Annotated in this window: 15 protein-coding genes; 8 read left to right on the forward strand and 7 right to left on the reverse strand. The window is 71.2% G+C overall.

Annotated elements, in window-relative coordinates:
* Positions 1–15 precede the first annotated feature (15 nt).
* Together ACF3M1_RS16265 and ACF3M1_RS16270 are read right to left on the reverse strand one after the other, a co-directional pair.
* Positions 16–597, reverse strand: a complete 582-nt coding sequence (locus ACF3M1_RS16265; protein ID WP_394002404.1) for a DUF1003 domain-containing protein — start codon at positions 595–597, stop codon at positions 16–18.
* 187 nt (positions 598–784) lie between these two features.
* Positions 785–2,524, reverse strand: coding sequence for a phosphoethanolamine transferase (locus ACF3M1_RS16270; protein ID WP_394002406.1), 1,740 nt, complete (start codon positions 2,522–2,524; stop codon positions 785–787).
* Positions 2,525–2,762: 238 nt separating this feature from the next.
* Between ACF3M1_RS16270 and ACF3M1_RS16275 the strand changes: the two genes are divergently transcribed.
* Positions 2,763–4,760 (forward strand): LTA synthase family protein, encoded by a 1,998-nt coding sequence (locus tag ACF3M1_RS16275; RefSeq protein ID WP_394002408.1) that lies wholly within the window; start codon positions 2,763–2,765, stop codon positions 4,758–4,760.
* On the opposite strand, the gene ACF3M1_RS16280 is transcribed toward ACF3M1_RS16275, so the two are convergent.
* Positions 4,738–5,451, reverse strand: coding sequence for a phosphatase PAP2 family protein (locus ACF3M1_RS16280; protein ID WP_394002410.1), 714 nt, complete (start codon positions 5,449–5,451; stop codon positions 4,738–4,740). The genes ACF3M1_RS16275 and ACF3M1_RS16280 overlap by 23 nt on opposite strands.
* The gene (locus ACF3M1_RS16285) at positions 5,448–5,822 is read right to left on the reverse strand and encodes a diacylglycerol kinase (RefSeq protein ID WP_394002412.1); all 375 of its coding nucleotides are present in this window, start codon (positions 5,820–5,822) and stop codon (positions 5,448–5,450) included. The genes ACF3M1_RS16280 and ACF3M1_RS16285 overlap by 4 nt, the downstream gene beginning before the upstream one ends.
* A gap of 178 nt (positions 5,823–6,000) precedes the next feature.
* Between ACF3M1_RS16285 and ACF3M1_RS16290 the strand changes: the two genes are divergently transcribed.
* From ACF3M1_RS16290 to recD, 6 genes are all read left to right on the forward strand, one after another.
* Positions 6,001–6,696, forward strand: coding sequence for a response regulator transcription factor (locus ACF3M1_RS16290; protein WP_394002414.1), 696 nt, complete (start codon positions 6,001–6,003; stop codon positions 6,694–6,696).
* Positions 6,680–7,984, forward strand: coding sequence for a sensor histidine kinase (locus ACF3M1_RS16295; protein ID WP_394002416.1), 1,305 nt, complete (start codon positions 6,680–6,682; stop codon positions 7,982–7,984). Before ACF3M1_RS16290 ends, ACF3M1_RS16295 begins: the two co-directional genes overlap by 17 nt.
* An 81-nt stretch (positions 7,985–8,065) precedes the next feature.
* Positions 8,066–8,290, forward strand: a complete 225-nt coding sequence (locus tag ACF3M1_RS16300; RefSeq protein WP_394002418.1) for a hypothetical protein — start codon at positions 8,066–8,068, stop codon at positions 8,288–8,290.
* Between the two features lie 116 nt (positions 8,291–8,406).
* On the forward strand, positions 8,407–11,805 hold the full coding sequence (gene recC, locus ACF3M1_RS16305; RefSeq protein ID WP_394002420.1) for an exodeoxyribonuclease V subunit gamma: 3,399 nt from the start codon (positions 8,407–8,409) through the stop codon (positions 11,803–11,805).
* Positions 11,802–15,419, forward strand: coding sequence for a UvrD-helicase domain-containing protein (locus ACF3M1_RS16310; RefSeq protein WP_394002422.1), 3,618 nt, complete (start codon positions 11,802–11,804; stop codon positions 15,417–15,419). The genes recC and ACF3M1_RS16310 overlap by 4 nt, the downstream gene beginning before the upstream one ends.
* Positions 15,416–17,626 (forward strand): exodeoxyribonuclease V subunit alpha, encoded by a 2,211-nt coding sequence (recD, locus tag ACF3M1_RS16315; RefSeq protein ID WP_394002424.1) that lies wholly within the window; start codon positions 15,416–15,418, stop codon positions 17,624–17,626. Before ACF3M1_RS16310 ends, recD begins: the two co-directional genes overlap by 4 nt.
* A 149-nt stretch (positions 17,627–17,775) precedes the next feature.
* Here the strand turns inward: recD and ACF3M1_RS16320 are convergent, their stop codons facing one another.
* From ACF3M1_RS16320 to ACF3M1_RS16330, 3 genes are all read right to left on the reverse strand, one after another.
* Complete coding sequence (locus ACF3M1_RS16320; RefSeq protein ID WP_394002426.1) at positions 17,776–18,255, reverse strand: nuclear transport factor 2 family protein; 480 nt, start codon at positions 18,253–18,255, stop codon at positions 17,776–17,778.
* Positions 18,256–18,356: 101 nt separating this feature from the next.
* The gene (locus ACF3M1_RS16325) at positions 18,357–19,091 is read right to left on the reverse strand and encodes an SDR family oxidoreductase (RefSeq protein WP_394002428.1); all 735 of its coding nucleotides are present in this window, start codon (positions 19,089–19,091) and stop codon (positions 18,357–18,359) included.
* A gap of 34 nt (positions 19,092–19,125) precedes the next feature.
* On the reverse strand, positions 19,126–19,491 hold the full coding sequence (locus tag ACF3M1_RS16330; RefSeq protein ID WP_394002430.1) for an Atu4866 domain-containing protein: 366 nt from the start codon (positions 19,489–19,491) through the stop codon (positions 19,126–19,128).
* A gap of 120 nt (positions 19,492–19,611) precedes the next feature.
* Between ACF3M1_RS16330 and ACF3M1_RS16335 the strand changes: the two genes are divergently transcribed.
* A complete protein-coding gene (locus ACF3M1_RS16335) occupies positions 19,612–20,544 on the forward strand; it encodes a LysR substrate-binding domain-containing protein (protein WP_394002432.1) in 933 nt (310 codons plus the stop codon).
* Positions 20,545–20,578: the final 34 nt, after the last annotated feature.

Consider the following 20,578-nt stretch of genomic DNA (forward strand, 5'->3'; position numbering starts at 1 on the left):
ACACGCGGTCCGCCCTCAGGGAATCGAGGGGGGATTCGCAGCGTCGCCGACCCGCTCGACCAGACGCGTCAGCAGGTCGAGTTGTGCCTGCTGCTGGTCGAGCAGCCGCATGATCTGGTCGCTGCGCATCGCGTCCATCTTTTCGTGCAGGGCCATGATCTCGAGCTCGGCCTTGAGGTTCACCGCGTAGTCGTAGCCCGCCATCTGCCGGTCCTTCGATGCCTGCCGGTTCTGGCTCATCATGATCACCGGTGCCTGCAGCGCGGCGACCATCGACAGCATCAGGTTGAGGAAGATGTAGGGGAACGGGTCGAGCGCATCGGTGCCCAGCGCGCCGGTGTTGAGCACCACCCAGCCGACGAGCGCGGCGAGAAACAGCACGATGAAGGTCCACGAGCCGCCGAACGCCGCCACGCGGTCGGCGAGCGCTTCGCCGAACGTCGCCTGGTCCAGCAGCTTGCCCGGATCGGTGGACGTCACCCGGCGATCTATCGCCAGCTGCACGATGCCACGCGTGGCCGGGTCGAGTTCGGCGCTGGTGCCGCCGAACCAGGTCCTGGCCCGGGCGAGATAGTCGATGTGTGGCTTGGGCTGCATGGTCGCGCTCCGGTGCCGGCATCGCCGGCGGCAGCCGCAGTCTGGGCCTGTCGGGCACGCGCGATGCGAACTCGCGACGGGCGGTCGTTCGCGTTGACCTAGACCCGAGGGGGCGCGCCGCTAGGGAAGGTCTGAATAACTGCCGTCATCCCCGCGGCGGCAAAAAGCGGGATTGTTCAGACCTTCCCTAGCCGGCGCGGCACTGTCCGGCGAGGTCGTGTGTCCGGTCGTAGGCGCGCGTGGCGATGTCGAAGAAGCCGAGCACCGTCGGGAACAGATCGTCGTGGGAATGCGGTGCGCGCGCGCCGGTGCGGACGCAGGCCAGGTCGAGACCCATCGACCGCGCCGACTCCGCAGCAGTCCACAGCACCATCGGCACCTGCAGCTGCTGCGCCGGCGCGATCGCGTACGGCGCGCCGTGCAGGAACAGGCCGTATTCGCCCAGCGATTCGCCGTGGTCGGACACGTACAGCAGCGCGCTGTCGCGATCGCGGCGCGCAGCCAGCAGATCGATCAGCTGGCCGAGCACCGCGTCGGTGTAGAGGATCGCGTTGTCGTAGGCGTTGACGATCGCCGGCCGCGCGCAGCGCGCCAGATCGGCGCTGGTGCAGGTGGGCCGGTAGCGCGCGAACGCCTCGGGATAGCGCTCGAAGTACGCCGGTCCGTGGTTGCCGAGCATGTGCAGCACCAGCAGCGTGTCGCCCTGTGCGGTGTCCAGACGCCGGCGCAGCGCGGTCACGAGCACCGCATCGAGGCAGCGGCCGTCGCGGCAGGCGGCCGGATCGATCGCCGCGGTCATCGTCTCCATGCCGGTCCCCGCGCAGACGCCCTTGCAGCCGGACTGGTTGTCCAGCCAGTCGACGGTAACGCCGGTGCGGGCGACGACATCGAGCAGGCTCTGCTGCGCGCGGATCGCATCGCGGTCGTAGTGCGCGCGGCCGAGCGCGGAGAACATGCACGGCAGCGAGACCTCGGTGCTGCTGCCGCAGGCGGCGACGTCGGGAAAATTGACCACGCCGCGCGCGCGCAACTGCGGCGTCGTGTCACGCGCATAGCCGTTGAGGCCCCAGTGATCGGCGCGCACCGTTTCGCCGACCACCAGCACCAGCAGGCGCGGCCGGCGCATCAACGGCGTCGTCGTCTGGCGCGCATCGGTAGCCACCGGCTGGCGTTCGCCCGGCGGTACCTCGTCGCGCTCACCCGCGGCGCGCACTGCCGAGACCAGCACGTTGCCCGGCGTGATCCGGTAGCGCAGCGCATGGTCGGCGCGGACCAGCGAGAAGATGCCCTGCGACGCACTGCCCAGCGCGCCCGCAGCCAGCAGCGCCATCGCCAGCAGGAACACCACACGGCGCACCGCAGCGTGCCCGATCGCATCCCGCCGCACCGGCACCAGCGCCAGCAACACGGCCGGTGCGACGCCCTGCAACAGCACGTGCAGCATCAGGCCCGCCGACAGCAGCTCCCGACTCTCGGCAGGATCGGTGCGCAGCACGTTGTGGATCATCTCCACGTCGAACAGCACCGCGTAGTGCGTGGCGAAGAACGACGCGAACGCGGTCACCACCAGCAGCGCGCACAGCACCGGCTTCAGCGCGCGACCGAATGCGAACAGACCGAACAGCAACGCGTGCAGCGCCACCAGCGCCACGCCGAATGCGAACTGCACGCCCATCGCGGCGCCGGCCACGTCCAGCGCGTGCCAGAACGTGGTGTTGGCGCTGACGATGCACCAGGCCGACACCGCGACGAGCAGCCCCTCGGGCGGCCACGGCCGCAGCAGCGCCGCACGCAGACGCGGCCACACCTCGCGCATGCCGTCGGGCATCGCGACGACGCGGGCACCACGCCCGGCCAGTGTCCTCGCCCACATCTGCGGCGCCGCGGCGCCGCGTTCGTGCGCGGGTGTGCGCGGCACCTGCCGCACGCCCGATGTCCGTCCCTGTCCCTGCATCGCCACGGTGCCCGCGTCATGCCGGAACGTCCCGGCGTGCGCAGGCTCGCGGCGATCGCGTCGGAAAGCCGTGGGAACGCCGTTTCCCAAACCTTAATCCGTGGGCACCGGCCTGCCCGCGTTCCGACAGTTCTCCGACATCGCCGCGCCCAGCCTGCGCTCGGCATCACCGGCCGCGCGTGCCGGTGTGCGTCCATCAGGAGGTCCGACGATGTCCCGTTCCGTTCCGCGCGCCGTGTCCGGTCTCGCGCCATTCCTGCGGGTGTTCGTGGCCGGCCTGGCGCTGCTGTCCGCCTCGCGCCTCGGCCTGTCGCTGTGGCACGCCGGCGCGGTCGAGGCCGTGGACGGCTGGGCCCCCGTGCTGCTGCAGGGCCTGCGTGTCGACGTGGCGACGATGTGCATGTTCCTCGGCGTGGCCGCCGCGCTCTACCTGCTGCTGCCCGTCGGCCTGCGCACGCGTCGATGGGTTCGCGCGGTGTTCGCCGGCTGGCTGACGCTGGCGCTGGTGCTGCCGCTGACGCTGGAACTGGCCACGCCCGCCTTCATGCACGAGTACGGCCTGCGGCCCAACCGCGTGTTCGTCGAATACCTGCTGTATCCGCAGGAGATCGCGTCGACGCTGGGCAAGGGCCATCTGGCGAGCAGCCTGTTGACGCTCGCGTTGAGCGTGGCCGCCGCGCTGCTGGGCTACCGGGTGCTCCGCCGCAGCCTCGCGCGCGCCGGGAGCGCCGACAGCGGCTGGTCGCTGCGCGTGGGCCTCGCCGTGCTGGTGGTGGCGCTGTCGGCGATGGGCATCCGCTCCACGCTCGGTCACCGGCCGATGAATCCGGCGCTGCTCGCGTTCTCCAGCGACGCCACGGTCAACACGCTGCCGTTGAACTCGTTCTATTCGGTCGCGTTCTCGATCCGCGACCTGCTGCGCGACGATCCCGGCGCGCGGCTCTACGACACCGTCACGCCGGATGCCGCGGTCGCCGCCTACATGCACGCGCGCACCGGCACCTCCGTTGCGGCGTCGGCGTCCGCGCCGGTGCTGGTCGGACACGCACCGGCCTACACCGGGCGGCCGCGCAACCTGGTCATCGTGCTCGAGGAAAGCCTGGGCGCGCAGTTCGTCGGCAGCCTCGGCGGCCTGCCGCTCACGCCGAACTACGACCGCCTCGCCGCGCAGGGCTGGGCGTTCGACCGGCTCTACGCAACCGGGACGCGCTCGGTGCGCGGCATCGAGGCCGTCATCAGTGGCTACACGCCGACGCCGTCGCAGGCGACGGTCAAGCGTCCGCGTGCGCAGGGGCAGTTCTTCACCCTGGCCAGCGTGCTCGCCCGCCACGGCTACGACACGACGTTCTACTACGGCGGCGAGAGCCACTTCGACAACATGCGCGGCTTCCTGCTGTCGAACGGTTTTTCGCGCATCGTCGACCGCAAGGATTACGACGCGCCGGCGTTCGTCGGCTCGTGGGGCGTGTCGGACGAAGACCTGTTCGACCACGCGCACGCCGAGTTCACCCGGCTGCAGGCGGCAGGCACGCCGTTCCTCGGCTTCGTGTTCACCTCGAGCAACCACGATCCGTTCGAGTTCCCCGACGGTCGCATCCAGCTGCACGATGCGCAGAAGGCCACGCGCAACAACGCCGCCAAGTACGCCGACTACGCGCTGGGCCGCTTCATGGACCAGGCGATGGCCTCGTCCTACGCGGACGACACCGTGTTCCTGATCGTCGCCGACCACGACTCGCGCGCGTTCGGCCGCACGCTGGTGCCGGTCGACAACTTCCACATTCCCGGGCTCATCGTCGCGCCCGGCCTCGCGCCGCGGCGCGACGACCGTCTGGTGAGCCAGATCGATCTGGGGCCGACGCTGCTGTCGCTGGTCGGCATCGACGATCCCACGCCGATGATCGGTGCCGACCTCACGCGTCCAGGCGGCCCGGGCCGCGCACTGATGCAGTACGACCAGAACTTCGCCTACATGACCGACGACGCGATGGTGGTGCTGCAGCCGTCGCAGGCGCCGCTCGCGTTCGTGCGCCGCGCCGACGGCGCGCTGCAGCCAAAGGCCACCGCGCCGCCGGGTCTGGTCCGCGATGCGACGATGCACGCGCTGTGGGGCACGCTGGCCTACGAGCACGGCTGGCACACGCTGCCCGAGGCCGCCCGCGACGACGCGGCGCCCGTGACTGCGCTCACCGCCGCGCGTGCCCGCTGAGCGCCGTCCAGCCCGGCCAGTGCCGGGCGACGCCGGTGGCCACGCTGGCGCACACGGCAAGCGCCCACACGTCGTGGGACAGGAAATGCGCGCCGCGCAGCTGCTGGGCCGCGCCGAACACCGTGCCCAGGACCAGACCGGCCGCCAGACCCCAACGGCGCCAGCGCGGCGCGGCATGGCCGAGCGCGAAATACAGCCCGACCCACGCATAGCCGGCGCCGGCGTGTCCGGCCGGAAAACAGGCGCCCGCGCCAGCGAACGGCGGCGCCCACGGCCGAGTGCCGCCGTAGCGCAGCAGATCCCACGGGCAGTCGACGCCGGTGATCCGCTTGAGCGCGGCGACCAGCACCGCGCACAGCGCCACGGTGACCAGCAGATAGCCGGCCGCGCTGCGCCAGCGCGCGGACAGCACGTGCAGGCGCCGGTCGAGCAGCAGCACCGCGGCCAGCGCTGCGCCGGTCAGCACCGTGAGCAGACGACCGCCGTCGTGCAGCAGGCGCGACGTCCACCACGCTTCGCGCCAGGCCCAGCGTCCGCCTTCCCAGGCGTAGAGCCGGTCGGCCAGCCACTGGTCGACGCCGAGTCCCTGCAGCGGCACCGTCAGCGCGAGCGCCGCAAGCAGCATCGCAGCGATCGCGGGCCAGCCGTCGAGACGCCGGATGGCCGGCCAGTCGGCAGCGCGCACGCTCACCACGGCACGCAGGCCCAGACCGCGCCGTGCAGCAGCAGGCTCACCGTCACCGCGGCCGAGCCCGCGTCCTTGGCCTTGCCCGACAGCGGATGCCGCTCGGCGCCGATGCGGTCGATGGCCGCTTCGACCGCGGTGTTGAGCAGTTCGACCACGAACACCAGTCCCAGCGTCACCAGCAGCAGCGCGCGCCACAGCGGCGCGGGCACCAGCAGCCAGATCGCCGGCACCACGACCAGCGCCAGCAGCGCTTCCTGCCGGAACGCGGCTTCGCTGCGCCAGGTGTCCCGCAGGCCACGGCGCGAATGGCCCAGCGCCGCGACCAGCCGCGGCACCCCGGTCGGTGCAGATCCGGTGGAAGTGGAGATCGACATCGCAGGCTCCGGCCGGCGGAGGGGCGCCGGCGCGGCCCGCAGCGTCGCGGGCGCGGTGTCGGAACGCGGTCGGAGATTTCTTCGCGGCGCATTAAGCGCGCGCGGGCGGCGTGGGTTCGTCTGGCGGCAGCGCGCGGCTGCGCGCATGATAGGGCGCGATCGCCCTGCACGGACCGCCATGCGCCTGCTCATCGTCGAGGACCACGCGCCGCTGGTCGCCAGCCTGTTCGCCTATTTCGAAGCGCGCGGCGCGCAGCTCGACGCGGCGCCCGACGGCGTGGTCGGCCTGCACCTGGCGGTGACCCAGACCTTCGATGCGATCGTGCTCGACTGGATGCTGCCGCGGATGGAAGGCCCGCAGGTGCTCAAGACGCTGCGCGAGCACGGCATCGACACCCCGGTGCTGATGCTCACCGCGCGCGACCAGTTGCCCGACAAGCTCACCGGGTTCCGCGCCGGCGCCGACGATTACCTCACCAAGCCCTTCGACCTCGCCGAACTCGAGGTGCGCCTGCTCGCACTGATGACCCGCGCACGCGGCCGCAGCGCCGCGCGGCATCTGGAAGTCGGCGATCTGGCGTTCGACCTGGCCACGCTGGAAGTGCGCCGCGGTGGCCGCCTGCTGCACCTGTTTCCCGCGTCGCGGAAACTGCTGCAGGTGATGATGCAGGCCAGCCCCTCGGCGGTCAGCCGCCAGCAGCTGGAATACGCGCTGTGGGGCGACGAGCCGCCCGACGGCGACATGCTCCGCTCGCACATCTACGAACTGCGCCGCAGCGTCGACGGCGACCAGCCGGTCAAGCTGATCCACACCATCCCGCGGGTCGGCTACCGCATCGCCCTGGAGCCGCACGCCGATGGCGCGGCGCACTAGTCTCGCCCGCCAGATCACCATCGCCGTCGTCGGCTACGCGCTGCTGCTGAGCGCTGCGCTGTTCACCCACGGCGTGCTGGTCAACGAGAACGCGGAACGGATGGTCTGGCAGGCGCTGCTCGACACCCAGCTGCGCGAGATCCTCGAGCGGCGGCGGCAGGATCCCGGCTACGCCTGGCGCAACAACGGCCGCTTCGACCTGCACCCGCTCGACGATCCCCGTGTCGAGGTGCCCGACGTGTTGCGGCCGCTGACCCCCGGCCTGCACGACAGCATCTTCTACGGCGACAACGAATGGGCGGTGCTGGTCCGCGACACCGACGACGGGCGGCAGGCGCTGGCGCTCGACATCGACGGCTTCGAGGATCAGGAATGGGTGCTGATGCGACCGGTGCTCGCGTCCTCGCTGCTGATGCTGCTGCTGCTCGGCGTGGCCACCTACTTCGGCGCGCGACTGCTGACGCGTCCCCTGCGCGATCTGGCCGCGCGCATCGGCGCGCTGTCGCCCGACCGCCACGGCCAGCGCATCGAGCTGCCGCCGCGGGCGAGCACGGAACTGGCGGTGATCGCCAGCGCGCTCGACGACTACCTCGCCCGCAACGAGCAGTTCGTCGATCGCGAACGTGCGTTCATCGACACCGCCAGCCATGAGCTGCGCACGCCACTGTCGGTGATCCGCAGCGCCAGCCAGATCGCGCTGTCCGGGCCGCGCACGCCCGACGCGATGGCGACGCAGCTCGCGCGCATCGCGCGCACCACGCAGGAGGTCGAGCACCTGATCTCGGTGCTGCTGGTGCTGGCCAAGGATCCGACGCGCGCGCTCCCCGGCGCGGAACGCCTGCACCTCGACGCCTTGCTGCCGCGCATCGTCGACGACCATCGACCGCTCGCGGCCGGCAAGGATCTGCAGCTCGTCGTCGATGCGCTGGCGCCGACCACCCTGGTCGCGCCCGAGGCCGTGGTGCGCATCGCGATCGGCAACCTGGTGCGCAACGCGATCGAGCACAGCGACCGCGGCACGATCCACATCAGTCTCGAACCCGGCGGACGCATGGTGATCCGAGATCCCGGACACGGCATGACGCCCGAGGAGATCAGCGCGCTCTACGCGCGCCTCGCACGCGGCGGCGAGCGCAGTGCCGGCATCGGCCTGGCGCTGATCGCCCGGCTCAGCGAACACCTGGGCTGGCAGCTCGATATCGACTCCGACCCGGCGCACGGCACCGTGGCGCGGCTGCGCTTTCCGGGGGCGGCCGCTGCGCTGCCCGGCGAGGGCCCAACAGAATGACGGCCTGCGTCCCGGGCCGCACGGCGCCATCCGACCGCCCCCGGCCATCTGCGCCTGCACGCGCAAGTCGCCCTTGACGTCATGCTCGGACCGGGCAGGGCGGATCTGCTCGACGGCATCCGAGACACCGGCTCGGGCCCGGTCGTCGGCCGGCATATGGACACGCGCAATCCCCGCGCCTGGAACCGGGTCGACGCGCTGAACCGCTCGTTCCGGCAGTCGATCGTGGCCATGAGCAAGGGAGCGAGCGGTGGCGGTGACGGCACGCGCCCGAGGGCGTTCGGCGCACAGCGGCTCGCGACCTAACCACGCATCGAAGCGCGCTGCCGAGCTGGCCTCGCTGCAGGCGCAGCTGCGCACCGGCTGCGCCGGCGGACCTCGCGGATCGCAGGCACTGCGACGCACTGCGGCACAATCGCCGGATGCCTGACGCGTCCACGCCCGACTTCCGCCTCTACCACTCCAATGCACTGGAGGTGCTGGCGGGCCTGATGGCGCACGCGCTGCGCACGCCGGCGCCGGGGCAGTCGCTGCTGGCGCCGGACGTGGTGCTGATTCCGCAGGTCGCGATGCGGCGCTGGCTGCAGGCCACGCTCGCCGCCGAACACGGCGTCGCCGCCAATCTGGAATTCGTGACGCCGGGCGAATTCATCGGCAAGGCGCTGTCGGCGAATCTCGGGCCACCGACGGACGAGCCCGATGCCGCCGCGCTGCGCTGGCATCTCTACGCCGCGTTGACCGATCCGGCCTTTATCGCCCAGCCCGCACTCGCCGCGCTGCGTGCGCATGTCGACAGCGTGGATCCTCTGCGGCCGTGGGCGCTGGCCGGCGAACTCGCCTCGGTGTTCGAGAAATACCAGGCTTGGCGCCGCGACTGGCTGTTGCGCTGGGAAGCGGGCGCGGACGCCGACGATCCGCAGGCGATCCTGTGGCGGCGCATCGCGCGCGGCCGCCAGCATCGCGCGCGGCGCATCCAGCAGTATCTCGACCGCTTCGAAAGCGCCGACGCGCCGCTGCCGGTCGGCCTGCCGCCACGGCTGTTCGCGTTCGCCACGCTCAATGTCTCGCCCGACGTGCTGCGCGTGCTCGCGACCCAGGCGCGCGTCGGCACCCTGCATTTCTACGTGCCCTCGCCCAGCCGCGATTACTGGGGCGATCTGCAGCGCGTACGCGCTGGCGGCGCCGAAGCCGCGCGCACCGAGAATCCATTGCTGCAGACCTGGGGCCACGCCGGTCGCGATTTCATGGCCGTGCTCGGCAGCTACGAGGTCGTGCATCCCGATGTCGAACTGCGCAGCGATGCCGATCCAGGCGAGGGCGGCGGCGCGCTGCACGGCAGCCTGCTGCGGCGCCTGCAGTCGGATCTGTTCCAGCGGCTGCCGTCGCCACCGCTGACGCCGACCGCCGACGATCCGCGCACGCGTTTGCCGGCATTGCGACGCGACGATCCCAGCCTGCAGGTCCACGCCTGCCACACGCGCCTGCGCGAACTGCAGGTGCTGCACGACCAGCTGCGCGCCTTGTTCGAGGATCCGCGTTTCGATCCGCCGCTGCAGCCGCGCGACGTCGCGGTGCTGGCGCCCGACATCGATCCCTACATCCCGTATCTGGATGCGGTGTTCGGCGGGCGCGGGCGCGAGGACTCCGGTTTCAATCAGGCAATTCCGTATGCGTTGGCCGATGCCAGCCCGCTCGCCGGCGAACCGCTGGCCGATGTCTTCCTGCGGCTGCTGGCGCTGCCGGTCGCACGTTTCGGACTGGAGGAAACGCTGGACCTGCTGGCGAGTCCGCCGCTGGCCGAATCCGCGGGGCTCGATGCCGGTGCGTTCGCGCGGCTGCACACTTGGCTGTTCGCGGCCGGTGCGCGCTGGGGCATCGACGCTGCGCATCGCGCGCGCCTCGATGCGCCGGCCGATGACGCCTACACCTGGGCGTTCGCGCTCGACCGCCTGCTGCTCGGCCACGCCAGCGGCAGCGATGCACCGATCGCGACGGCATCAGGCCAGCTCATCGCTCCCTTGCCCGAACTCGAAGGCAGCGCGCTCGATGCGCTCGACACGCTGGTCCGCCTGCTGCGCGTGCTCGCGCGTCATGCCGACCTGCTCGGCGAGGCGATGCCGCCCGAGGCCTGGCGCGATCGCCTGCTGCGGCTGCTCGACGCGCTGCTGCCGAAGCCGCCATCGACACCTGCCACCCAGCGCGCACTCGATCGCCTGCGCAGCCTCATCGACGCCTTCGCCGCCGACGCCACGCGCGCCGGCTTCGATGCGCCGGTGCCGTCGGAGGCGGTTCGCGCGCATTTCGCCGCCGTGCTCGGTGAAGCCGACACGCGCGCGCCGCTGCTGACCGGCGGCGTCAGCGTCGGCCGCATGGTGCCGATGCGCCTGCTGCCGTTCCGCGCGATCTGCCTGCTCGGCATGGACGACGGCGACTTCCCGCGTCGCGATTCCGCGGCCGGACTCAATCGCCTGACCGCCGAACTCGGCACCGATCGCCGCCAGGTCGGCGACCGCAGCACGCGCGACGACGACCGCTTCCTGTTCCTGCAGCTGTTCGCCGCCGCGCAGGACGTGTTCTACGTCAGCTACCAGGGCGCGGACCCGCGCGACGGCAGCGTGCGCGAGCCTTCGGTGCTGGTGACCGAACTGCTGGCCGCCGCCGATGCGCAGCACGCACCGGACGCGCACGCGGCGGACGACCTCGTCGTGCATCACCCGCTGCAGCCGTTTGCACCCGCCGCGTTCGGCGCCGGCGACGAACCGCGCCGCTTCTCGTACCGGCAGCAGTGGTGGCAGGCCGCATCGCAGCCGGTGCAGCGGCGCATCGCCTTGCCGGCATGGTTCGACGGCACCGTGCTGCCGCCGATCGAAGACGAAGACGCCTCGCTGTCGCTCGATGCGCTGCGCCGGTTTTTGCAGGCGCCGGCCGAGACCTTCCTGCGCCAGCGGCTGGGCATGCGACTGGCCGAAGTGGACACGCTCGAAGGCGATGTCGAACCGCTGCTCGCGCCCGGCCGCGGCCTTGCCAAACAACAGCTGCAGCGCGCGGTGTTCGACGCGCGTCTGCGCGGCGACGACGATGCGACCACGCAGGCCCTGCTGCGCGCGCGCGGGCTATTGCCGTCCGGACCGCTGGGGCGCCGTACGCTCGATGCGGTGCGACGCGACGTCGACGGCTATGCCGAGGCCTTCCGTGCCTGGCGTGGCGATGCGGTTGCCGAATCACCGCGGGTCGAAGCCGATATTGACGGCGTCCGTCTGCACGGGCGACTCGGCGATGTGTATCCGCATGGCATCGCGCGCATCCGCTTCGATGCACCGAACGGCAATTCCGCGATCCGCGATGGCCTCGACTGGCTGCTCGCCAGCGCGGCCGGACTCGAGACGCCGCTGGTGCAATTCCACGATGGTGGCGACGCGGGCCACGGCCCGCACACGCGCGCCACGCTCGCACCGCACGAGGCCCGCGCGCTGCTCGCGCAGCTGATCGCGCTGCGCGCCCAGGGCCTGCGCGCGCCATTGCCGTTCGCGCCCTACAGCGGCTGGGAACTGTTCAACGCGCCGACGCTCGAACGGGGTCTCCAGAACGCGGCGAAGAAGTGGTACGGCAGCGACCGTAGCTGGGGCGAAGGCAATACCGAAGCGCTGCGTCTCGCGCTGCGCGGGCGCGATCCCTTCACCGACGCCGCCACGCAGGTCGCATTCGTCGATCAGGCGCTGACGGTGTTCAACGCGGTCGTCTCCGGCATGGTGTACGGCGGCACCGATCTCGACGCGCTGCGCGCGATCGCCGCAGACCTCGATGTGGAGGAATCGGATTGAGCAGCACCGATCCCTACCTGCTGCTGCCGCTCGACGGCGTGCGCGCCATCGAGGCCTCGGCCGGCACCGGCAAGACCTTCACGCTGGCGACGCTGGTCGTGCGGCTCGTCGTCGAAGGCGGCCTGCGCGTCGGCGAGATTCTTGCCGTCACTTTTACCGAGGCCGCGACGCAGGAACTGCGCAGCCGCATCCACAAGCGCCTGAAGATGGCCGAGGCACTGGTCGAGGCCGACATCGGCGACGACGCCTCGCCGGAAGCCGCGCTCACCCACACCGTGCTCGCCCAGCATCTCGCCCGTGGCGAGGAAAGCGCCGATGCCCTGCGGCGCCGTCTGCGCACGGCGGCGGACGAGATCGATCTCGCCGCGATCTTCACCATCCACGGCTTCTGCGCACGCGTGCTGCGCGAACACGCACTGGAAGCCGGGCAGGGTTTCGATGCGCCCGAGCTGATGGCCAGCGATACCGCGCTGCGCGAGGCGATCGCCGCCGATCTGTGGCGCTCGCATGGCGTCGAGCCGGATGCCGCCGACGACCTGCTGAGCCTGTGGTCCGGTGGCCCGCTCGCGCTCGCCGGCGATCTGTCGCCGCTGGTGCGCGAACGCGTGCTGCGGCCTGCCCTGGCCGAACTGCCCGACGATCCGGCGCCGCGTCTGCGCGCTGCCGGCGCCGCGCTTGCGCATGCGTTCCAGGCGCACGGCGACGATTTCCGCGCGTCGCTGATCGAGGCCGTCGACAGCAAGATCCTGCACGGTGCCAGCTACAAAACCGACTGGATCACCGCGCTGTTCGTCGATCTGCGCACCTGGTGCGCGACCGGCGATCACGACGCACCGTTCCATCACGCCAAGCTGCCACAGCTGCGTCGCGAGCGCCTGATCGAGAAGACCAACAAGACCGCGAAGGCACCGACGCCGGACTCGCCGATCTGCGATGCGATTCCCGCGTATCTCGACGCGCTCGACGAGATCGCCGAATGGCAGGACGCGCGCCGCGTCGAACTGCTGCATCGCCTGCGCGATGACGCGCGCGCCCGTGTCGATCGCTTCAAGCAGCAACAGCGCGTGCAGACCTACGACGATCTGATCGACCGTGTTGCCGATGCGGTCGACGGCCCGCAGGCCGATGCGCTGGTCGCGCAGTTGCGGGCGCAGTACCGGGTCGCGCTGGTCGACGAATTCCAGGACACCGATCCGCGCCAGTGGCGCATCTTCGAACGCGTGTTCGGCGCCGCCAGTGGCGCGCCGGCGCTGTTCGTCATCGGCGATCCCAAGCAGGCGATCTATGGCTTCCGCGGCGGCGATGTCGAAACCTATCTCGCCGCGCAGGCTTCGGCCGAACTCGCGCCACCGCTCGCGCTGAACTTCCGTTCGCGTCCCGGCGTGCTGCGCGCGGTCGCGGCGCTGTACGCGCAGGCGGAAGGCTCAGGCCATCCGCCATTCGTCGACGACCGCATCGCGTTTCGCGAAGTCGCACCCGGCGGCGTGCGGCGCGACGACGACTATCTGCGCGGCGGCGGGCCTGCACCGGCGCTCACGCTGTGGCAGGCGCCCGATCCGCCGCCGGACCACAAGGGCAAGGTCAAACCCTGGAGCGCCGGCCGCTCGCGCGAACTCGCCACCCAGGCCTGCGTCGCCGAGATCCATCGCGTGCTCAGCGAGGCACGCGCGGGCACCGCGTTGATCGAAGGCCGCTCGGTGCAGCCCGGGGACATCGCAGTGCTGGTGCGCTCGCACAGTGAGGCCACGCGCATCCGCGGTGCACTCGCAACGGTCGGCATTCCCGCGGTCGCGGCCGGCAAGCAGAGCCTGTTCGCGACGGCCGAGGCGCGCGACGTGCACGCGTTGCTGCTCGCGCTGCTGCACGGCGCCGACGACGGCCGCCTGCGCATGGCACTGTCGACGGTGCTGATCGGCGAGGACGCGACACACGTCGCCGCACTCGACGAGGACGGCGACGCGCTGCGCACCTGGCAGCTCGCCGCACTCGGCTGGCGCGACCGTCTGCAACGCGGCGGCCCGCTCGCGCTGATCACCGATCTCTGCGCGGAGCACGCGGGCCGCCTGCTCGGCCTGCTCGATGGCGAGCGTCGCCTGACGAACTATCTGCAACTCGCCGAACTGTTGCAGGAAGCGCAGGCGCATGCGCTGGGCCTGCACGGTCTAGTCGACTGGCTGTCGCGCGCGATCGCGTCCGCCAGCAGTGACGACGACAGCCAGCTGCTGCGCCTCGAATCCGATGCGCGCCGGGTGCAGGTGGTCACGCTGCACAAGAGCAAGGGTCTCGAATATCCGCTGGTGTTCCTGCCCTTCGCCGGCATCGGCGGCAAGCCGCGCGACGCCGGCCGCCACGTCACCGTGGCCGACGACGACGGGCGTGCCCTGCACTGGAAGCTGCTGCCGTCGCGCTCGGGCTGGAACGAGGCGAAGCAGCGCTGGCAGGACGGCCAGCGCGCCGAAGACGCCCGCCTGCTTTACGTCGGCCTGACCCGCGCGAGGCACGCGCTGTGGCTCGCGGGTGGCAAGTTCTACGGCCACGACAAGGCCGCGATCGCGCACATGATCGCCGCGCCGGACGCGCTGGCCGATGCGCTGGGCGCTGCCATCCGCATCGACACGCAGACGCCGCCCGCGTCGCTGCCGTGGCTGCCGCCCGAATCCGAAGACGCCGTACCGCCCGCGCGCATCGCCACGCGCTCGCTGCTGAGCGACTGGTGGGTCTACAGCTTCACCCAGCTGGCGAACGCCGAGTCCGGCCATGACGCGTCGAGCGCATCCACGCAGGCCGCGCCCGGTGGCCTAGACGAACCGGCTGTCGATCCCGACGCAGCACCTGACTCGGCGGTCGAGACCGATGCGTACGACCCGCGCTTCGCCGGCGCGCGGTTCGGTGTGGTGCTACATGACGTGCTGGAACGCAGCGACTTCGCGCAGTGGTCCACGTGGTCGCCGGGTACACCTGCACCGGAGGCCGATGCGGATGTGATCGTCGAGCGCCTGCGCGCGGCTGGATACGCCGACGCCGATCTCGAAGACGGCATCGAGGTACTGACCCCGCTCGTCGGCCAGACGCTGACCGTCACCCTGCCCGAAGGCGTGCGTCTTGCCGACGTGCCGGCGGATGCGCGCCGCCCGGAAATCGAGTTCCAGTTCGCCCTCGCACCCACGCGCATCGACGCCCTGCTCGCCCTGCTGCACCGCCACGGCGTGCTGTCCGCGCGCAGCGGCTTCGGCACGCGTCGCCAGCTCGAAGGCCTGATGACCGGCCTGATCGATCTGACCTATGTGCACGACGGCCGTTGGTACGTACTCGACTACAAGACCAACCGCCTGCCCGGCTACGGCCCCGCGCACCTCGAGGCCGCGATGGCACACAGCGAGTACGACCTGCAGGCGCTGATCTACACCGTCGCGCTGCACCGCTGGCTGCGCTTCCGTCTTGGCGACGGTTACGACTACGCGCGTGACTTCGGCGGCGTGCGGTATCTGTTCTGCCGCGGTCTGGACGCGACGCGCGACGATGCGCCGGGCGTGCAGGCGTGGCGGTTTCCACCGGAGCTGGTGGATGCGCTGGATGCTCTGTTCGCCGGTCGCGATGTGGAGCGCGCGGCATGACGCTCCTCCAGCAACTCCGCGACGCCGGCGCACTCCGCACGCTCGACAACGCACTCGCGCAGTCGCTGCGTCGCCTCGATCCCGCGACGCCCGACACCGTGCTCGCCGCGGCTGCGCTCGCATCGCTCGCCGTCGCCAATGGTCACGCCGGGTTCGACCCCGCCGCGCCGCAGCGCATCGTCGACGCCGACATCGACTGGCCGTCGCCCGACGTCTGGCGCGCAGCACTCGAAGCCTCGCCGTGGATTTCGCAACCCGACGACGTCGACGCCGAATCCATCGCCGACAGCCCGCTGGTGTTCGAACACGGCCTGCTCTACCTGCGCCGCTATCGCGAGTACGAACGCCACCTCGCGCTCGGCCTGCGCCGCATCGGCGCGCACGCGCCCGAAGGTGGCGACATGGAGGCGCTGGCGCCGCTGTTCGCGCAGCTGTTTCCCGATGCGCGCACCCGCGACGATCTGCAGGCCCGCGCCGCCGCGATCGCGCTCCGCCACAATCTGGTGCTCGTGACCGGCGGCCCGGGTACCGGCAAGACCACGACGATCACCCGCCTGCTGGCACTGCTCGCCGCGCAGGCGCTGCACGCCGGGCGCCCCGAACCGCGCATCGCCCTCGCCGCACCCACCGGCCGCGCGGCCGAGCGTATGGCCGAGAGCGTGCGCAAGGCCGTGCAGGCGCTGGCTGCCGCCGATGTCGATGCCGCACTGCTCGAGGTGCTGCCCACCGCCGGCACCACGCTGCACCGGCTTCTGGGCACGATTCCCGACAGCCCGCGCTTCCGCCACCACGCCGACAACCCGCTGCCGTTCGATGTCGTCGTCGTCGACGAAGCCTCGATGATCGATCTGCCGCTGATGGCCAAGCTGGTCGACGCCGTCGCCGACGGCGCGCGCCTCGTGCTGCTCGGCGATCCCGACCAGCTGCCGTCGGTCGAAGCCGGTGACGTGCTCAGCGGCATCCTGGGTGCGGCTGGGGATGGCACGGACTTCGCTGCGGGTGACGCCGACGCATTGCAGGCACTGGGCGTCGCTTCTGATCGTCGCCCCGGCGCAGGCCGGGGCCCAGCGACTTCGGCTTCACATTCTTCGGCTCGTCATTCCCGCGCAGGCGGGACTCGCTCTTCAACAGCGCACATCGCTGGTCATCCAGGGACTCTGCAGCGGCCTCCAGATGTTCTCTCCGCGCACGACGCAACGCGTGTTTCAGTAACGCCCGCCACGGATCATCCGAAGCCCTTGGACGAAGCGAACGCAACGTCCCTGGATTCCCGCCTGCGCGGGAATGACGGTAGAGAAAGCCCTGACACGTCGATATTCCCCGGCCGCCGCATCCACCTCCAACGCGGCTACCGCCAGAGCGCCGCCCTCGATCTCGCCCCGCTCGCCACCGCGGTGCGTGAAGGCGATGCTGATACCGCACTGTCGCTGCTGCGCGCGGGCGATCTCGCCGGCGTGCACTTCCACGAAGGCCAGCCCGATCCGCTGGCCGCGCATCGCGAGCAGTTGCTCGCGCACTGGACCGCACTCGCCGACACCACCGATCCGGCGGAAGCGCTGGCGCGCGCCGGCCGCCTGCGCATCCTCACCGCGGTGCGCGAAGGGCCGCAGGGCGCGCGCGGGCTCAACGCGCGCATCGAGGCGCTGCTGTCCGGAAGCGGGCCCGGCGGCAGCACGCGACGCGGCGCCGGCCCCGGTTACTTCCACGGCCGGCTGTTGCTGATCACCGAGAACAGCTATCGCCACCGGCTGTTCAACGGCGACATCGGCATCTGCCTACGAAGCGAAGCGAGTCCCGCGGGACGCGACGCCGACGGCGCGCTCGTGGCCTGGTTCCCCGGTGACGACCCGCAGCAGCCGCGCCCCTTCCATCCCGCCGCGTTGCCCGCTCACGACAGCGCATTCGCGATGACCGTGCACAAGGCGCAGGGTTCAGAGTTCGACACCGTGTGGCTCGTGCTGCCCGAGCGCTTCAATCGCGTGCTGTCGCGCGAACTCGTCTACACCGGCATGACCCGCGCGCGCAGCGCGCTGCATGTCGTGGCCGGCGCGCCGATCCTGCGCGAGGCGCTCGATCGCCATGCCGGCCGCTGGTCCGGGCTGGGCTGGCGGCTCGGTGCGATCGATCCCCTGTCGGATGCGGCCGTTCCTGTCGCAGCTGCAACAACAGCAATGGCCGAGGTGCCCACGCAGGGCGCGCTGTTCTAGGCGCTCGGCACAGGTCGTCATGCCCACGGCTCGTGACGAACATGTCTGGTCAGGCGTGAGGAGCGTTTCAATGGCGCGTCGCGCGGGTCATCCAGTGAGGCTCGGTGGTCGACGTCGAAGACACTGCCTGGAACCGTCTTTCTGTCGCCTCACTCCATCAACCGCACCAGCGCCCAGGTGTCGAGGAACGCCACCACCTCGACGATGCGGCCGTGCTCGAAGCGCATGTGCCAGGCGTAGTGGTTGCGGTAGACGCGCCCGTCCAGCGCGGTGGCGCGCCCTTCCCAGATCGCGACGACGTGGTCATCCCGGGCGATGAGTTGCTGCAGCTCGGGCACGATCGGCGTGGCCAGCCGTGCGGTGATCGGCGCCACTGCGTCGCGCAGGAAGGCCTCGCGCGAGCGGTAGACGCCCGACACCGGGCTGTCGCCGGCGACGGTCCACACCACGTCGTCGGCCAGCAGGTCGAATACGTTGCCCGTGCCGACGCGCCAGGCATCGAAGGCGGCGCGCACCTGGGTGGCCGGATCGTCCGGAGTGGGGTTGGCCGCGGACAACGCAGGCGGCATCAGCATGCCGACGCCGAGCAACAGGCCCGCCAGCAGGCGTGAGGAAGTCAATGCATGCATCGAAGGGTCCTTGAGGTCATCGCCGCATGCGCGGCGCAAAATGGGGTGCCTTGCGCGCCGCCGAAGGCGCGCAGCGCGCGCGACAGACACGCCTGCCGCGCTCAGGCCGCATGCGCCACCGGCCGCACCACGATGTCGGTGGTGTCGACGTCTGCCGGTTGGCCCAGCGCATGCGCGATCGCGTGGGCGATGGCCTCGGGCTTCAACGCCACCTGACGGAACCCGCGGATGGCCTCGGCCGTGGCGGCATCGCTGATGGTGTCGGCGAGTTCCGATTCGACTACGCCCGGATACACGCAGGTCACCCGGATGCGGTCGTTCTCCTGGCGCAGGCCGTCGGAGATCGCGCGCACCGCGTGCTTGGTGGCGCAGTACACCGCAGCGCTCGGCATCACGTACAGGCCGCCGATCGAGGACACGCTGATGACGTGGCCGCTGCCCTGGGCCTGCATCGTCGGCAGCACCGCGGCGATGCCGTACAGCACGCCCTTGATGTTGACGTCGATCATGCGGTCCCACTCGTCGACCTTCAGCGCGGCCATCGGCGCCAGCGGCATGACGCCGGCGTTGTTGACGATGACGTCGATGCGGCCGAACTGCGCCAGTGCGTGATCGGCGAAGGCCTGCACGTCGGCGCGATCGGTGACGTCGAGCGTGCGCGCGATGGCGGTGCCGCCGTCGGCGGTGATCGCCGCGGCCAGCTGCTGCAGGCGTTCGATGCGGCGCGCGCCCAGCACCACGCGCGCACCGTGCGCGGCGAGCACGCGGGCGGTGGCCTCGCCGATGCCGCTGCTGGCGCCGGTGATCAATACGACCTTGTCGTGGATGTTGTGCATGGTGTTCTCCTGTCGGGGGGAAGGGACGCGGCGCTCAGTCGGCGTCGCGCGGGGGAAGGCCGCCGCCCGCGTCGGCCGGCACGCGGCGCAGCACCATGCCGGCGTGGTAGAGCACGCCGTCGACGAAGGTGCCGTCGGCGGTGAATCCGGTGTCGTCGACGTAGTCGATGTGGTCGCCGGTCACCGTGTAGCGGCCCTGATACGCGCTCTGGCGACGGCCGCGCGCCTCGTCGTAGCGGCCGTCCGGCAGCAGCGCGTGGCGGATGTGGCCGTCGTCGGTGACCCACAGGCCCACGTAGGGATGCGGGGCGGTGGCCGGGCCGGGTTCGGCGTGCGCCAGGGCGCTGGCGACCAGGGCCGAGGCCAGCGCGGCGGCGCGGACGGGGGTGCGCTGCGTCATGCGGTGTCTCCGGGTGCGTGGGGGCTGGAGACAGGCTAGGCGGCGTGTATCGTCCAGAGAATCCCGTCAGCGCTGGACGCGCTGGTTAGACTGGCTCACCAATCAACGCCGGTCCGCGCCATGGAACTCGACCTCAACCTGCTGCGCGTGTTCCGGGCCGTGGCCGAAGGCCACAACTTCCGCGAGGCCGGCGACCGTCTCGGCGTCACCCGGTCGGCCGTCAGCCAGGGCATCCGCCGGCTCGAGGACAGCCTCGGCGTGGCCCTGGTGCAGCGCTCCACCCGCAGCGTGCGCCTGACCGAAGCCGGCGAACGCCTGTACCGCCAGGTCGCGCAGCCGCTGACCACGCTGGGCACGGCACTCGAAGACGCCCACGACGACGGCCCGCCGCGTGGCCTGCTGCGGGTCACCGCGACCTCGATCGCCGAGCGCTTCGTGTCCGGCCCGCTGCTCGCGGGCTTCGTGCACGCCTATCCCGGCATCACGCTGGACGTCACCGTCAGCGACGAGGCATTCGACATCGTCGCCGCCGGTTTCGATGCCGGCGTGCGCCTGGGCGAGGTGATCGAACAGGACATGGTGGCCGTGCCCGTCACCGGCCCACAGCGCGAAGTGGCCGTGGCCGCGCCCGCGTACATCGCCCGGCACGGCACGCCCGCGCACCCGCGCGAGCTGGTGGACCACCGCTGCATCGGCTGGCGCATGACCCCGACGACGGCCCCGCACCGCTGGGAATTCGTCGAGAACGGCCAGCCCTTCGACGTGCAGGTGGACCCGCAGATCACCACCAACGACATGCTGCTGATGATCCGCACCGCGCTGGCCGGCGGCGGCATCACCTTCGGTATCGAGGAGACCTTCCGGCCGTGGATCGACCGCGGCGATCTGGTGCCGCTGCTGCAGGACTTCCTGCCGCCGTTTCCCGGCTTCTTTCTCTACTTCCCCAGCCGTCATCACCCGCCGGCGAAGCTGCGTGCGCTGATCGAGCACGTGCGTGCGTTCCGCGAAGATGGCGACGCCGCATCGTCCGCCCCCGGCGTGCCGGCACGCTGAGGCAGAGGACGCGCGGCGTCGCCCGCAGTCCGCA

This window comes from Luteimonas sp. WGS1318 (genome assembly GCF_043187535.1).
In the GTDB taxonomy this organism is placed as follows: Bacteria; Pseudomonadota; Gammaproteobacteria; order Xanthomonadales; family Xanthomonadaceae; genus Luteimonas.

What these genes read in the sequence shown, in the direction of transcription:
- ACF3M1_RS16265 (WP_394002404.1), bottom strand. Translation starts at nt 597, where the DNA reads ATGCAGCCCAAGCCACACATCGACTATCTCGCCCGGGCCAGGACCTGG.
- ACF3M1_RS16275 (WP_394002408.1), top strand. Translation starts at nt 2,763, where the DNA reads ATGTCCCGTTCCGTTCCGCGCGCCGTGTCCGGTCTCGCGCCATTCCTG.
- ACF3M1_RS16285 (WP_394002412.1), bottom strand. Translation starts at nt 5,822, where the DNA reads ATGTCGATCTCCACTTCCACCGGATCTGCACCGACCGGGGTGCCGCGG.
- ACF3M1_RS16290 (WP_394002414.1), top strand. Translation starts at nt 6,001, where the DNA reads ATGCGCCTGCTCATCGTCGAGGACCACGCGCCGCTGGTCGCCAGCCTG.
- ACF3M1_RS16295 (WP_394002416.1), top strand. Translation starts at nt 6,680, where the DNA reads ATGGCGCGGCGCACTAGTCTCGCCCGCCAGATCACCATCGCCGTCGTC.
- ACF3M1_RS16300 (WP_394002418.1), top strand. Translation starts at nt 8,066, where the DNA reads ATGCTCGGACCGGGCAGGGCGGATCTGCTCGACGGCATCCGAGACACC.
- recC (WP_394002420.1), top strand. Translation starts at nt 8,407, where the DNA reads ATGCCTGACGCGTCCACGCCCGACTTCCGCCTCTACCACTCCAATGCA.
- recD (WP_394002424.1), top strand. Translation starts at nt 15,416, where the DNA reads ATGACGCTCCTCCAGCAACTCCGCGACGCCGGCGCACTCCGCACGCTC.
- ACF3M1_RS16320 (WP_394002426.1), bottom strand. Translation starts at nt 18,255, where the DNA reads ATGCATGCATTGACTTCCTCACGCCTGCTGGCGGGCCTGTTGCTCGGC.
- ACF3M1_RS16325 (WP_394002428.1), bottom strand. Translation starts at nt 19,091, where the DNA reads ATGCACAACATCCACGACAAGGTCGTATTGATCACCGGCGCCAGCAGC.
- ACF3M1_RS16330 (WP_394002430.1), bottom strand. Translation starts at nt 19,491, where the DNA reads ATGACGCAGCGCACCCCCGTCCGCGCCGCCGCGCTGGCCTCGGCCCTG.
- ACF3M1_RS16335 (WP_394002432.1), top strand. Translation starts at nt 19,612, where the DNA reads ATGGAACTCGACCTCAACCTGCTGCGCGTGTTCCGGGCCGTGGCCGAA.